Annotated in this window: 15 protein-coding genes; 11 read left to right on the forward strand and 4 right to left on the reverse strand. The window is 37.5% G+C overall.

Going from position 1 to position 14,868, the window contains the following annotated elements:
* Positions 1-23: 23 nt before the first annotated feature.
* Positions 24-947 (forward strand): hypothetical protein, encoded by a 924-nt coding sequence (locus F994_RS00655; RefSeq protein ID WP_004648056.1) that lies wholly within the window; start codon positions 24-26, stop codon positions 945-947.
* Positions 948-1,211: 264 nt separating this feature from the next.
* On the opposite strand, the gene metG is transcribed toward F994_RS00655, so the two are convergent.
* Complete coding sequence (gene metG / locus F994_RS00660) at positions 1,212-3,272, reverse strand: methionine--tRNA ligase (RefSeq protein WP_004648057.1); 2,061 nt, start codon at positions 3,270-3,272, stop codon at positions 1,212-1,214.
* A gap of 198 nt (positions 3,273-3,470) precedes the next feature.
* On the opposite strand from metG, the gene F994_RS00665 reads away from it, so the two are divergent.
* The 4 genes from F994_RS00665 (at position 3,471) to F994_RS00675 (ending at position 5,430) form a co-directional block, all read left to right on the forward strand.
* Positions 3,471-4,103 carry a hypothetical protein gene (locus F994_RS00665; RefSeq protein WP_004648058.1) on the forward strand — a complete coding sequence of 211 codons (633 nt, stop codon included), beginning with the start codon at positions 3,471-3,473 and terminating at the stop codon, positions 4,101-4,103.
* The gene (locus F994_RS17920) at positions 4,090-4,221 is read left to right on the forward strand and encodes a hypothetical protein (protein WP_265586610.1); all 132 of its coding nucleotides are present in this window, start codon (positions 4,090-4,092) and stop codon (positions 4,219-4,221) included. Before F994_RS00665 ends, F994_RS17920 begins: the two co-directional genes overlap by 14 nt.
* A gap of 11 nt (positions 4,222-4,232) precedes the next feature.
* Positions 4,233-5,060, forward strand: a complete 828-nt coding sequence (locus F994_RS00670; RefSeq protein ID WP_407636528.1) for a hypothetical protein — start codon at positions 4,233-4,235, stop codon at positions 5,058-5,060.
* Between the two features lie 64 nt (positions 5,061-5,124).
* Positions 5,125-5,430, forward strand: a complete 306-nt coding sequence (locus F994_RS00675) for a putative quinol monooxygenase (RefSeq protein WP_004648060.1) — start codon at positions 5,125-5,127, stop codon at positions 5,428-5,430.
* A gap of 2 nt (positions 5,431-5,432) precedes the next feature.
* Here F994_RS00675 and F994_RS00680 read toward each other — a convergent pair whose 3' ends face one another.
* Both F994_RS00680 and F994_RS00685 read right to left on the reverse strand, forming a co-directional pair.
* On the reverse strand, positions 5,433-5,651 hold the full coding sequence (locus tag F994_RS00680; RefSeq protein WP_004648061.1) for a DUF6500 family protein: 219 nt from the start codon (positions 5,649-5,651) through the stop codon (positions 5,433-5,435).
* Positions 5,652-6,218: 567 nt separating this feature from the next.
* The gene (locus F994_RS00685) at positions 6,219-6,413 is read right to left on the reverse strand and encodes a hypothetical protein (protein WP_034696588.1); all 195 of its coding nucleotides are present in this window, start codon (positions 6,411-6,413) and stop codon (positions 6,219-6,221) included.
* Positions 6,414-7,043: 630 nt separating this feature from the next.
* Here F994_RS00685 and sbmA point away from each other — a divergent pair.
* The 3 genes from sbmA (at position 7,044) to F994_RS00700 (ending at position 10,805) form a co-directional block, all read left to right on the forward strand.
* Positions 7,044-8,240, forward strand: a complete 1,197-nt coding sequence (gene sbmA / locus F994_RS00690; RefSeq protein WP_004648063.1) for a peptide antibiotic transporter SbmA — start codon at positions 7,044-7,046, stop codon at positions 8,238-8,240.
* Positions 8,241-8,436: 196 nt separating this feature from the next.
* Positions 8,437-9,510 (forward strand): DUF1176 domain-containing protein, encoded by a 1,074-nt coding sequence (locus F994_RS00695; RefSeq protein ID WP_004648065.1) that lies wholly within the window; start codon positions 8,437-8,439, stop codon positions 9,508-9,510.
* A gap of 326 nt (positions 9,511-9,836) precedes the next feature.
* Positions 9,837-10,805: a hypothetical protein gene (locus tag F994_RS00700; protein ID WP_034696417.1), complete on the forward strand. Its 969-nt coding sequence runs from the start codon at positions 9,837-9,839 to the stop codon at positions 10,803-10,805.
* Positions 10,806-10,954: 149 nt separating this feature from the next.
* Here the strand turns inward: F994_RS00700 and F994_RS00705 are convergent, their stop codons facing one another.
* Complete coding sequence (locus tag F994_RS00705; RefSeq protein ID WP_004648067.1) at positions 10,955-11,533, reverse strand: DJ-1/PfpI family protein; 579 nt, start codon at positions 11,531-11,533, stop codon at positions 10,955-10,957.
* 705 nt (positions 11,534-12,238) lie between these two features.
* Here F994_RS00705 and F994_RS00710 point away from each other — a divergent pair.
* The 3 genes from F994_RS00710 to F994_RS00725 all read left to right on the forward strand — a co-directional run bounded on the left by F994_RS00710 (position 12,239) and on the right by F994_RS00725 (position 14,406).
* Positions 12,239-12,991 (forward strand): hypothetical protein, encoded by a 753-nt coding sequence (locus F994_RS00710; protein ID WP_004648068.1) that lies wholly within the window; start codon positions 12,239-12,241, stop codon positions 12,989-12,991.
* Positions 12,992-13,147: 156 nt separating this feature from the next.
* Positions 13,148-13,678 carry a hypothetical protein gene (locus F994_RS00715; protein WP_004648069.1) on the forward strand — a complete coding sequence of 177 codons (531 nt, stop codon included), beginning with the start codon at positions 13,148-13,150 and terminating at the stop codon, positions 13,676-13,678.
* Between the two features lie 143 nt (positions 13,679-13,821).
* A complete protein-coding gene (locus F994_RS00725; RefSeq protein ID WP_004648070.1) occupies positions 13,822-14,406 on the forward strand; it encodes a hypothetical protein in 585 nt (194 codons plus the stop codon).
* Positions 14,407-14,868 lie beyond the last annotated feature (462 nt).

Consider the following 14,868-nt stretch of genomic DNA (forward strand, 5'->3'; position numbering starts at 1 on the left):
AAAATTAAAATGGTAACTTTTGAATGACAATACTACAAAATGCAATTGACTCAATTCAGCTTGGAATAGAGGATTATGAGTTAATTAAAGAAAATCCTAAAAGATTAATTTCCTGCACAAGAAATCTATTTTCAGGGATTTTGTTACTTTTTAAATATTATCTATACACACTTAACCCAGATTTAATTTATATAGCTTTAAAATCAAAAGAAAAGAAAAAAACATTAGATTTTAAACAGCTCAAGGATAAATTAGATGAAAGTCAGGTTTTGATAGAATGGGGTGAGTTAGAAAAAATTCAAAAAATTAGAAATGATATTGAGCATAAATATAGTGATGAAAATCCTTTGATAATTTTAGGCTTAGTAGCAGCAAGCTTTAATGTAATAAATGATTTTGTTCGAAAATATTTACAACGAGATCCGATAGAACTTTTTGGTGAAGAAGTTTGGTCGATCTTAATAGAAGTAGATAGGGTTTATCAAATTGAAAGGAAACAGTGTATTAATGATCTAGATTCAAATACATACTATAACATTAAGATTTTAGAGCTTATCAAACAGTCTAATTGTTCAGAATGTAGATTTGATCTCATTAAACCTTTAAAGAATAATGCTGATGCCGATCAAATTAGATATAGATGTTTATTTTGCTTTCAAGAAAATGATTATCATGAATTGATCGTCTCCGCTATAGAGCAAGAAGTTGACTATCAACAGAGAAGGGATTCAATGTTTGGAGACTCATTAAACGAATTATTTTGTACATGTCCATCTTGTTGGATGAATGCCTACTCGATAGAAAGTTGTTTTTGTTTTTCATGTGAATATCAGGCAAAACAGATTTGTGATGTGTGTGAATCTAGTCTAACCGGGGATGAAATTAGTTTTCAAAGTAAGTTCTGTAGCTCCTGTCGAAATAGATATGAAAAAGTAATGGCAGAATAGTTTGCTTATTTAGTTCCTTTACTTTTGACTGGGCAAAAGTAACAAAACCCCTTTGTTCACTAGAGGGCACATCCTTGTGCCCCTAGTGAACGGGCGACATCCATGTCGCAGGTCATGTGATTAAGGACTGTAGAATTTATCTAATGAAGAGTCGTTCTCCCTTTGGGAGATGAGAAGCACGGCTTTTCAAGGGATGAGGGGAAACTAATATCCAATAAAAAAGCCCCTAAAAAGTAGAGGCTTTTTTCATCTAAGATCTAAACCTTAAGACACTTTATCACCCGGTTTAGCACCAGACTCAGCTGAAATCACCCAAACACCTTCGCCATTGCCTGCCGCAAGTACCATACCGTTTGAAATACCAAAACGCATTTTACGTGGTGCAAGGTTAGCCACCATCACCACCAATTTGCCTTTAAGGTCTTCAGGTGCATAAAACTCACGAATACCACTGAATACATTACGTGGCTCAGCTTCACCGACATTTAAAGTCAATTGAAGTAATTTGTCAGAGCCTTCAACGTGAGCTGCATCTAAAACTTCAGCAACACGCAGGTCAACCTTCATAAAGTCTTCAATACCAATAATCTCTGCTTCGCCGACTTTAGGTTCAACTTTCGCAGGTGCAGCTTTCTTCTCTTTTTTCTTTTCAACTTTTGCAGGTTCAGCCGCAGCCGCTAAAGAGTCTTTAGACGCATCGACCATAGCCGCAACAGCTTTCGGGTCAACACGCTGCATTAAAGCTTGGAACTGTGCAATTTCATGATTCACTAGAACCGTTTTACCTGAAGCAAAATCAAAGTTTTCAAGTTTTAAGAAGTCTTGCACTTGCGCTGCTAAAGTTGGCAGTACAGGGGACAAGTAAACGGCCAATTGACGGAACAAGTTAATCCCGACAGAACACACATCATGAACTTGTTGTTCTTGACCTTCTTGTTTCGCCAATGCCCACGGTTTTTTCTCATCAATATATTGGTTTGCTTTGTCTGCAAGCGCCATAATTTCACGAATTGCAGCAGAGAATTCACGTGCTTCATACGCTTGTGCAATCGAATCACCAGCATCAATAAAGCTTTGTACCAATTCTGGTTCTGCACACGTTGCACTTAACTTATTATCAAAACTTGTATTAATAAACTTCGCACAACGGCTGGCAATGTTGACCACTTTACCGACTAAGTCTGAATTCACTTTTTGCACAAAATCATCTAAGTTTAAGTCAGAGTCTTCAACTTTATCAGACAGTTTGGAGGCAAAGTAATAACGTAAATATTCAGGATTTAAATGTTCTAAATAGGTTTCAGCTTTAATAAACGTGCCACGTGATTTTGACATTTTTTGACCGTTTACAGTCAAGAAACCATTGACGAACAAGCCTGATGGCGTGCGGTAGTTTGCACCTTCAAGCATTGCAGGCCAGAACAATGCGTGGAAATAAACGATGTCTTTACCAATGAAGTGATAAACCTCATTTTGGGAATCTTTTTTCCAGTAATCGTCAAAGTTAAGTTCAGGGCGTTTGGCTTTAATGTAGTTTTCAAAACTCGACATATAACCAATTGGCGCGTCTACCCAAACATAGAAGTATTTATTGGGTGCATCAGGAATTTCAAAACCAAAATACGGTGCATCACGCGAAATATCCCAATCGTTCAAGCCATTTTCAAACCATTCATCTAGTTTGTTGGCAATTGAAACAGGGAGGCGACCTTCATCACGGGTCCATTTTTGTAGATATTCAGCAAAATTTGGCAATTTAAAGAAGTAATGATCTGACGATTTTTCTACAGGTGTCGCACCACTTAAAGTTGAACGTGGATTTAACAATTCTGTTGCATTATAGGTCGTACCGCAAACTTCACAGGCATCACCGTATTGATCTTCAGCTTTACATTTTGGGCAGGTGCCTTTAATGAAACGATCTGATAAGAACATGCCTTTTTCAGGATCAAAAAGCTGATTTACAGGACGGATTGCAATGTTGCCTGCTTCACGGTTTTTAATATAAATTTCTTCCGAGCGATTTTTATTTTCATCGCTATTGGTCGAATCGTAATGGTCGAAATGCACGCCAAAACCATCAAAATCACGGATATGTTCTTTTTGAACATTGGCAATTTGCGCTTCAGGCGTAATACCGTTCGCTTCGGCACGTAGCATGATTGCCGTGCCGTGAGCATCATCCGCACATACATAAGTCACGTTATGTCCCATTGCACGCATGGCACGAACCCAAATATCAGCTTGGATATAACCGAGTAAGTGACCCATATGGATGGGACCATTGGCGTAAGGAAGGGCATTGGTGACTAAAATATTTCGCACGGATATAACTCTCTCGTTCGTCGTTATGCAAAGTGTTGCAAGGTCAATGATTTTACCTGAGTTAATAGCAAGATGCACAAAGGAATAGGTGAAATGTTTTCAAAAGATGCTTGAGCCAGTAGGAATTGATTTGCTTGATTGAGTATTTATAGCCAATTTGAGTAAGATACTGAAAAAGAAAAATCAATAGGAAATACCTTGTCTAAAAAAAGCATCAAACAGTTCACTGATCTTTCTCATAAAATTTTAGATGGGGTTTTAAAGCTGTTCGGTTATACGTTTATATTGCTGCTGGCTGTGATCATTATGTTATATCTTGCATTTTCGATTTGGCTTGGAAATATAAGAGACGACAAAAATGCAGAAAGATTGCTACAGAGCCAAAATTATGACCATCAGACTTTCCCATATTTGGCTGAACCCGTGTTCTTTTATCAGCGGATGCATGTAGGGGATAGTGGCAATTGGGTTGTGGTTTATCCTTTAGACGCACTGACTAAAAAAGAATTTTTACTTCAATATCGAAATCAAGAAAATCAACCACAAAGCCATCAAATTGAATGTATCAAACCGACCATCAAAAAACGTTGGAAAAGTTGGCATTCGAATATTCATTATGTACAGCCAAATGAATGGTCAAAGGGGCATAATGATCATAAAGTGCATGACTCTTTTATTGTTTATGGTTCGGAGCAACAGATTAAAATAGTAGAGCGGGCTTGTATGGATCGGCAGTTTAAAAAGCTCGTTGGCAAAGATGTGCGACCTCATCATTATTGGGCAATTTCTGAAAAGGAAAAACTGCTGTTTAGTGTGTATGAAATCTATTGAATTGATGCAGCTAAGCATTGAATGGATTGCTAAAGCCTCAAGTCTTGAAGGGCAAAAGCCGTTAAAGCGTATTTTCTTCTATATTCGCTTGGCAATAACAGGGATAATAGTGCCTTAAAGAGATAGCGTATGAGTTACAAGCACATGATCAATGCCGATTTCGAAGATAGTTTTGACGATTTTGAACAACAAGAAGTGACCCGAATTCCGCAACATGAAAAGGGTAAACAACTCGGGCAAAGCATTTTAAAAGATGCCGATCAATATCTACAATCGATGTCTGCTGCTGAACATAAACACCTTATTCAAATGTTAAAAGGACTTGCAACCCATGAGGCTTATTTTGATGTTTTGGCGAATCAGTTAGATCAACCTGTTGACAGTAAAGTTGCCAATGATGCTTTGAATTTAGTGCATATTTGGACGTTGATTAATCAGCATGAAAGCAATGTCGATTTTAATCTTTTAGATGTCATTCAAACTGACTATTTCCAAGCTGAATTACTGCAAGCTTTTGATGCACTTGAGATTGGAGACCATAAAGCCCAACGTCGTTTGGTGATTCAAGAAATCTTTAAACTGTATGAAATGCAATGTTTTGCAGGCTGTATTCCGCTTTTATATGCGCAATTGGAAGGTTTATTGACCGATGTGCTGATTGCCAAAGGTTACTTAAAGCAGAACCATACCAAGTTTATGGATGTCTATAAAATTGTTCCCGGATTAAAGGGGCATGAAATAAAGAGTTTGTGGCATAAGTCGAAAATTGCCTGCGAGTTGAATATTTATTTTGCTGAATTAGAAGCTTATAAAATGGATAGCAGTTCAACCGTGACCATGACCCGTCATAATATTGTACATGGGACAGATGTCGCGCACTTTACGCAGGAACGTAGTTTCGTGTTGTTTATTTGGTTGTTCTCAGTCACGAGCTTTATGAGCACATTGAAGTCTTAGTATTGAAGTCTAAATATATAGGATATGAATTAAATACTAAGCCTAGATTTATAATGGAACCAATATGCTTAAACTCCTCGCAGAAGATTTTATTCAAGTCGATAAAATTGATTTAGTTTTGCCTTTGTACCAAGAGTTAGTGGCCAAGACCAAATTGGAGCAAGGTTGTATCGCTTATGACCTTTATCATGATCTGCGAGATCAAGGACATTTTGTCTTTGTTGAAGAGTGGATTGACCGTGCTGCTTTAGACGCACATGTCCAATCTGAACACTTTCAGCGGCTTGTTCCACAAATTGATCAATACCAACGTAAAGCGGGTGTTTTTACCCATATGCAAAGCTTTGAAGAGCTGCTTAAAAAAGCATAAGCTTAGTTTTCTGTTTCAATCAGTTGTTTGATCTTGATGGCCTTTTCAAAATGATCGAGTTGATGCGTTTTAATCCACCATTCAGCGGCCTGCATCAGAAGTTCAGGATTGTCATTTTTATTGGCGAAAAAAGCATAAAAAGACAGTCCAACATTGCTGCCTTTTTTTGCAATTTTTTCATTGCAGATTTGAATGATTTTTTCACGTAGCTGCTTTTGCATTAGAATGGGCTCACCGACTGAATGCTGAATTGATTCTTTGATTTTACATTTTTAAGATGCAAGAAAGCATAATCTAAGCGATATTCAGTTGAAAACTGGGTTGTTTTAAGTAACGCCAGTCAGTTAATGGTTTTAGAAATAAAGTTCTTAATTATTCATAACGGAGTCTTATATTTTTAAAATCAAATATTTGGAGCTCATTTATTACTTTGGATAAGCCCAAAGTAACCAAAGGCATTTGTCATCCGCAAAACTCGTCAAATACCTTTTATTAATCAATTCATCGCAGAAACCTTACTTTTTTAAAATAGTTTTGCCTCGAACAGTTGCTGATGACGTTTCCGCGTATCGAATAACATTATGAATTTAAATAACTAAGGCTAAAAAGTTTAACACTTGAACAATCATATTCAATCTTTAGCACCGTTGAAATTATCATTTTGGAAAAGTGTTTAAATTAGGGTCATAAATTGCATCATTGTATGACTTCAACTTAAAGTGGGGAGAAATTGCACTCAAACCGAAATCATACAATATCGCTTTATACTTGTTACAGTTTAATTGGGCTTATAGCTCACGCCATACTTTGTTTTTATCATTTAAAGAAACGGTAAAATTAAAATTTGAATCATCACAGACCAATAAACCTTTAGGTGTGTGCATAATTACTTTTAAAACGGTGCCTTCTTCAAAAATTAAAGGATGACAATTTTCTTTTTTTAGCGTGATTGGTTTTAATAATTCAATAATGATTTTTTCCATATCGCTTCCCCAGCAGTGGCCAGAATGTGTTGCAATAATAACATGATTTGCTGCTTGTTTAACCAATTTTACCAACATTGAGATATAGATCAAAAAAATTAGCGTAAGTTTTGGTAAGCAATATGCCGCTTATAGCATGATGTTATTGCATCGCGTGACCCTAAATAATTTTGATTTTTAGCCTTTTTAAGATGCTTAAATTTGAATGTTATTTTTTTAAGATCTTTTTAATTAAAGACGAATAGTATAGTAACAAACGAGCAGAGATCGCCTATTTGGATTTGAAATGTAAATTAAATTTCAGAAAAAGGATAGTCAAATTTATGTTTTTTAAGGTTGTGATGCTTTTTGGGATGCGATCAAGAGCGCTTTTTATCCCCGAAGATGTGGATATGCTGAGCGCTAGAGGCAGCCAACAAGCAGTGAATTAAAAGAGATACATTGTATTGCTTGATATGCTGCTAGATAAAAAATGCGACACGTGAAAAAACATTTCACAAACAGTGAATAAGTTGCTACAAAGATGAAAAGACTAGAATAATAGCCGATATCGCCATTTGTCTTAAAGCCTATAGGGTTTTGAGTGATGGACGAAGTTGCCAATGAAAAATAAAGGAATCTCCAAACCGAATGTTTAAATCTTTTTTTCCGAATCCGAAATGGTTCTTTTTGTCACTGCTGCTGTGGTTTGTCGTTAATATCAGTTTATGGTATTCCGGTGGCAGTGCTTGGGGAACATTTTTAGGCTTTGCATCAGGCTATAGCGATGCTGAATTGCCGATTGGTGTAAGTCGTTTTTGGGCACCTTCATTTTTATGGTTTTATCTGTGGTTTTTGACCGCAACGGTTATTTTTGCTTTGTTCTGGCGGTTTAAATCCAGTAATCCATGGCAAGGCTGGTCAGTCTGGGGATCGGCCTTTATTTTATTTAATATTTGGTTTGCCGTACAAGTCAATGTGGTGGTCAATGCTTGGTACAGTCCATTTTACGACTTGATTCAGAAGATGCTGGGGAGTGGCGGCGGTGATGTCAATTTACTTTATAGTGAAACAATGACGTTTCTGTATGTGGCTATGGTTTATGTCACCATTGCCGTGTTTAACCTATTCTTTGTCAGTCATTATATCTTTCGTTGGCGTACAGCCATGAATGATTATTACACGGCACATTGGGAGCAATTACGGCATATTGAAGGGGCATCGCAGCGTATTCAGGAAGATACCATGCGCTTTGCCAAAACCACTGAAAGTTTAGGGGTTAGTTTGATTCAAGCCGTCATGACTTTAATGGCCTTTTTACCAGTGCTATTACAGTTGTCTTCGCATGTGAAACAATTACCTGTGATTGGTACGATTCCGTATGCTTTGGTTTGGGCAGCCATTAGTTGGGCTGTGCTGGGTACGGTTATATTGATGTTGGTTGGTTATAAGTTACCTGGCTTAGAGTTCAATAACCAAAAAGTGGAAGCTGCATATCGTAAAGAGTTGGTATATGGGGAAGATTATGCCGATCGTGCTGATCCACTCACTTTAAAAGAATTATTTAGTAAAGTCCGTTTTAACTATTTCCGTTTATATTTCCATTATGCCTATTTTAATATGGTGCGTATTTGGTATATGCAATTGGACAATTTGTACGGTTTGTTTGTGCTGTTTCCCAGTATTGCCGCAGGGGCCATTACGCTCGGTCTAATGATGCAAATTCTAAATGTATTTGGTAATGTCCGTCAGTCATTTCAATATTTAATTGAATCTTGGCCGACGATTATTGAATTACTTTCGATTTATAAGCGTTTAAGAGCATTTGAATCGACTTTAGATCGTTGAGTTTTAAGTATAGAAAAGTCCTGAAAACATGAATGCCAGTCCGTTTGTAAATGGACTGGCATTTTTAATTCTAAAAGTTAAGTGTCTAAAATGGTGCAGGAAGTTGTCGCATTTACGCCTTATTTTAAGTCATTAAATGACATTTAAAAGTGGGATATTCTCGCTATAATGAATTGAAAATAAGGATAAGAACAATATGAAAAACTTTCAGCATCTCTTTGTTTTAGTTTGTTTTGCCCTAACTAGTCCTGTTGGCTATGCCAAAGCCATTCAAGGCATGTCTTTTGCTCATCAAGATTGGGAAATCTATTGTAGTAATACAGGGACTTGTCGGGCAGCAGGGTATCAGGATGACCGTATAGAAGATATGCCAGCATCGCTATTAATCATCCGTAAAGCAGGTGAAAAACAGGCTGTTCAGATGAGATTTGCATTATCGGAATATGATCAGGCCCTAGATAAAAAAAACCTTAAAAACATTCACTTTTATGTCAATGCAAAAGACTTGGGTGCTGTCACTGTCGATGGTTCAGAATCGCCGTTATTGGGCGTACTGAATACGGCACAAGTCAATGGGCTATTACAACAAGCGCAGAAAAGTGTGAACATTGTGTTTAAGAATGCCCATTACTCATGGAAAATCTCGGATGCAGGAATGACCGCTTCTTTGTTAAAAATGGATGATTTTCAAAAACGTGTTGGTACAGTCGGCGCTTTAGTCAAAAAGGGCACAGCCAATGAGTCGAACGTTTTGGTTGCACAGCCAAAGCTGATGTTAAGGAAAATTAAAACCGCATCTAAGCCTTATTTAGTCCTGAAACCAGACACAACACCCTACAAAGCCTTATATGCAACTTTGATGGCAGCACAACCTAAATTGCAAGATGGTCATGGTTTTTGTGAAGGTATTTACACCGGCAATGGGGTTCAAGCACAAAAGATAGAGCTTTATAAACTCGGCAATCAAAAAGTTTTAGCAACCACGCTATGTTGGCGCGGTGCATATAACGAAGGTTTTGGCGCATGGGTCATAGATGGCTCTTTAAAGGGCAAAGCCACCTTTGTGACCGAGTCTGCCTCCGATTTTGATGAAGGTGATATCAGTAGCTCACAAAAAGGGCGTGGTATTGGCGATTGTTGGTCGATGAGTGAATGGATTTGGGACGGCAAAACATTCGTTCAGAGCATAGATCGTTGGTCGGGCATGTGTAAGGGGGTGGCGGCTGGTGGTGTTTGGAATTTAGATTTGATTGAAAGCGTGGTGAGGTAAGCGGTTAAAGATTTATTGTTGAGTCATGTCGAGATCTATTCATCATGAAGAGCATAGCGCTGCATCTGTTGATCACAGAAAATGCCAAATGGCTTGATGGATCATTCATCTTTAGCCAATAATGCAAGATTAAAAAGGGTCAATGAAGTGTTATCTGGTTATTATTTTAATTTTAAAACCTTTGGAAGTTGGCAGTTTCTGGTCTATTTTGAGTGAAAAGTAAAAACTAAATTTAGTTAAATTGATAATAAAATCAAAGTTTTGTGTTTGTTATTTTTTGCCTTTTCCTATATTTTCTTTGATACAGCATAATTGGGCATTGATACGTGAATTTCAGAACATTAATCTTGATGGGTGGAGTTGGCATCGCTTTACATGGCTGTACCAGCATGGACAGTCTAAGTTCAGATTCAGTTAAAAATTTTACTTCACCTCAGGAATTAATTGCTCAAAAAAATATTAATCATGCAAATGGTCAAGCAAAGGAATATGTTTATGATTGGGGGGAGAAGCAAAGCAATAATGAAGCCCAATCCTTATATCCAAGAAAATATTTAACCCATTATTGCTCTGCAAAAGGGGGCAAGTTCTCACTTTTGTACAAAAGCAGCATGTCTTTAGTCAAGGACGCATCGGCGAAAAAACGCTTATCTGGCAATAGTCATGTCAAGCAAGGAATTGGCGCGTATAAGTGTGTGCAAAGTAATGGGCAAAGCTGGATCGTTTCAATTGAACCCACGGCTGAACGTAAGTTCACGGATGGCAGCGAAACGCGGGTGGTTAGCTTACAAAGTAAAGTAATGACGGTTCAAGAAAGTCAAAAATTTTATAAAAATATCTCAACCGATACTGTGGTTAAAAAGAGCGCTGTAAATAATCAGACCGTGAAAACTACAACCAGCAAAGCGGCTATTGCGAAAGAAAGCGAAATTAAAAAAGAAGAAAAGCCCGTGGTTGAATCACCGGTTAGACCCGTCGAGAAGGCGCTTGATACCCCTCAACAGCAGCAGCTTAAATCTTTTGTTGCGGCGCGTCGTGATTTGAACAAAGGGCAAAATCAATTGAATGCCTGTAATAATGCACAGCGTGCGTATAATTTTGGCAAATTACCCAATGCTGGCGGTACAAATGTTTATGCGGAGTCAGGGATGTTAGTTGCGCGTTGTTTAACCAGTGTGCCGAGTTATAGCAGTCGTTTTTCTAACTCAAAGGCTCAGGCGAAGAATATTTTGCAGAACTTGGCGAATAATCATAATCATGCTGGGGCGAAGCATATGTTGAAACAGTTAAAATAATTTTATCTGTGGGGAATTCTTGAATAGTGGACTTATTTATAAAATTTAATGTAGTTGCTAGTTAGGTCTCATTTCGTTCGGTCTCATTCCACTGCATTATAGTGGAATGAGCAAAATAGATTTTTCTCTGAAGATTATTTTGACCGGTATTAAAGGGTAATGGTCGCACCTAAGGCTTTAACAAACTGTGCTAACCACGCAGGATGAGCCGGCCAAGCAGGGGCTGTGATTAGATGCCCATCTGTTACCGCTTCAGTCACTGCAATGTCTGCATATTGACCGCCTGCAAGTTTAACTTCCGCAGCACAGGCAGGGTAAGCAGAGCATAAACGGCCTTTCAGTACATCCGCGGCCGCAAGAAGTTGCGCACCATGACATACAGAAGCAATTGGTTTTTGTACTGCATCAAACTCACGCACAATTTCAATGACCCGCTCATTCATACGGAGGTATTCGGGAGCACGGCCACCGGGAATGACCAATCCGACATAGTCCTGAGTATGGACTGCACTGAAATCATAATTAATGGCGAAATTATGCCCACGTTTTTCACTATAGGTTTGTTCACCTTCAAAGTCGTGAATGGCCGTTGCAATGCTGTCACCTGCTTTTTTGTCTGGGCAAACCGCATGTACGCTATAACCTAAGCCTGTGAGGAACTGAAAAGGCACCATGGTTTCGTAGTCTTCGGCATAGTCACCAACGAGCATTAAGATTTGTTTTGACATGTTTTCCCTCTTTCTTTTCTTAGATCTGATTTATATAAGGTTTTGTTTTACCATAGCAGAATAAGATGGCTGTTTTAAGTAGGCTATTGTTTTCTTTAGTCGTAGGATTGATGAGGGGTAAAGTCTTTTTTTGAAAAGGTCATACTCTTCAGATATGTAACTTCACAACAGAGTCCTCCCGATAGTAATTTAATGTTAGGAGTTCGTTTGTTACTTTGGGGAAATCCAAAGTAACCAAAGATTTTTGTCATCCGCAGAACTGGTCAAATACCCTCTCTTATTAAGTTGTTCGCAGAAACTTTATTAAATAATGAAGTCCGGCCTCGAACAACTGCGAATGACGTTGTCATGTGATTTAATAAAGTATTTTATTAGAATATTTTGAATTATGCAGGATTCGCTTTACCCTTAGATTTTCATGATTTGACCTAAAGAGTTGTTAACGCTGTTTCTTCTATCCTATTACTTGTCGTTTCATTCATAGGTTGTGAATTTTCAATAAACTTAATAAATTTAATACTTTCCGATATATCATCCGCTTTTTTAAGACTTAGATTAGCATTTGAAGTGCAACACCATATTCTTTGATACAAGAGCGCATGACGGAATGCGCTTAAAACATTTAAACGGTTTTATCACTTGAAAATAAATAGATGAAATAAAGAAATGAAACCAATAAAAAATATACTTTTTGCTTGCTGTTTCATGGCACTCAGTTCTGCTGCATTTGCTCAAGAAATAAAAGGAATTTCGACCACTTTGGCTGCACCTTTAGATATTTTGGCGTTTAAAAAAGTACAGTTGAGTCCAAATGAGCAGAATCAATTATGCGCACAAGTGAAAGAGCTTTGTCAGCATCGTGATCAATGGCGTAGCTTAAAAACCGTAGATCAGCGTTTATGGCTATTATCCGGTGCAGATATTGCTCAGTTTAGCTCATCTACAACGGGGCTTAAATTATTGAAACAATGGCATGTAAATCTCTCAAGTCAAGAGGACGGCACATCTACTGGGCAATTTGTCTTTCCCAAGCTGTTTCCGATGACACAAAACCGTTATGCCATTGCAGTGATTGATAGTTTTTCTGAAATGTATTTGGGTGGTGGAGCTGGGATCGAACGTGCAAGTTTTTATGAGTTAAAAAATTCAGGAGAGATGAATCAGTTTATAAACAACTATCCATTTAGCTTTAGCCGAATGATTCGCGCTTGTTTTTCCGAACAGGACTATGAAAGTTCACAAGGGCATTGTCATGATGAGGATTCGTTAAGTTTAGATATTCGTCCCATCAAACCCATGTTGTGGCAATTCCGCTACCGTTATGATTTAAGTGTCTCACCAGCATCAGATTCAGGCGAAAAATCATATCAAGGCAGTCGAAACCTGAATATTGATTTAAATAAAGCACCTAAACAACCGAATATTCCTGAAACATGGAATTATGCAGGGCAGGAATAAACTTTGAGAAGTTGGTAAAACAATGTCTTCATTGACCGATTTTTCATTTTATAAAAAGCTTTAAGGAGTATGGTTCATACAATTTACAGAGTCATAACAGGGGAAGTTATAGCTGCTGTGATACAAAGAGACAGATGATTATTTGGAATTTAGTTTATGTCACGTTATGTTGATGCTTCTGCCCAGCGTAGATTTTCTTTTTTAAGTCGCTCTGTGTTGATGGCAGCGGCTTTGTTCGGTACGACACAAATTACGATGGCTGCACCTGCACAAACAGTCGATCAACTCAGTGCTTGTTTGGTGAAAGCCACGACTGCAACGGATAAAACTGCGGTGTTGCAATGGACGTTTGCAGCACTATCGACCCATCCTGACTTAAAAAGTTTTAGTAATGTGACGGATGTACAAAAAGAACAACTCGATAAAAACTTGGCTCAAGTATTACAGCGTATTTTAGTTGAACAATGTTCTGCGCAGACTAAAGCGGTGATTCAGGCGGAAGGCTTGCAAGCAGTTGGCGATAGTTTTCAGGAGTTGGGCAGCATTACAGGTGAAGAAATTATTAAAAACCCTGAAGTAAAGCAGCAATTAAAAGGTGTGGTACGTTATTTGGATTTGAATAAATTGGTGATGACTTTTTTGACACCAGATTTGTTTAATAAACTGGGTGTGATAAGAGGGAAGTGATTGATATTTTAAAGTCGGCCTCTTTGGAGGAGGCCTCTGCTAAATGATAATAAAAATTTTAAATAATAGAAGTGGATACGCCTTGTATAAGCAATAGTGTTCGGTTAAATTTTCATTAATTTTTTAGTTGATTCTTATAAGATATGAAAACAATAGTTATTACCCTTTTTGTTGCATTACTTGCAGGTTGTACTGCGGGTGTCGTAAACCAATCAAAAAAATTAATAGGCCATAAATTGTATCAAGACTCAACAGTTGATCTAACAAGTAATATTCGAATTCAGCAAGGTGAAAACTTTAGTGTGCAGATGTATCCAAATGGGTGCATGACCTCAATGCAACCTAAGTTTTTGATGTCTCCAGAAGTTGAAAGCATTAATGTTTTGGGTGGGCAAACTCATTATAAAACTAAATTGTTAAATATGCCTTTTCCTCCTAAAGATATTCAATTTGCTGAATTTAAATTACCCACAGAGCGTTTTATTGCTTTAAGTGCTTATAAAAGTTATCACACTGGGACCGAGTTGCGTGGTTGTAGTGTAGATGCTATTTATAAGTTTGCATCAAATAAAAATTATGAATTGCTAGATCAGGCTGGCGGTATTCAATGTTCTTTGGAAGTTCAGGAAATTTTACCTAATGGCGAAAGAATTGAGCTTAAACCATTAAAGTATTTGCGTAATGTGAATGAGTGGGCAGGGTGTGATGCTCAGCTTAAAGATTTGTAAGTTTTATTCTTAAAACATCTCGTTTTTTAGTAAATCCTCTCCTTTGGAAGGAGAGGGAATTTCCATTATTAAATTTATGACAGCATATAATTTGTAATGAAAGCTCCTTCTCCCTTTGGGATGAGCGGCACTGTTGCGCAAGGGGATGAGGGTAACTATAAATCACACATAAAAAATGATTTGGAAAGTTGGATGCGTCCGAAGTTTTCGAGTTTGGTGATAGAAAATGCTTTTTTTAGGGTCATGTTTTTATTTCATATATAACAACTAATTTCTGCCTTAAATTATTTAGTTTAAGTTTTCAGTACTTAAGGCGTTTACTGGATTGAATTCTTGATTCTAAATCAAGCATATCTATGAGAGAAAGATTAGAAGTATCGCCTGTAAAACCCAAATTTTTAAGTCGCTTGCTGGATTGAATTCTTGATTCTAAATCAAGCATATCTATGAGAGAAAAATTAG

Origin of the sequence: Acinetobacter bohemicus ANC 3994 (assembly GCF_000367925.1) — a bacterium.
GTDB lineage: Bacteria > Pseudomonadota > Gammaproteobacteria > Pseudomonadales > Moraxellaceae > Acinetobacter > Acinetobacter bohemicus.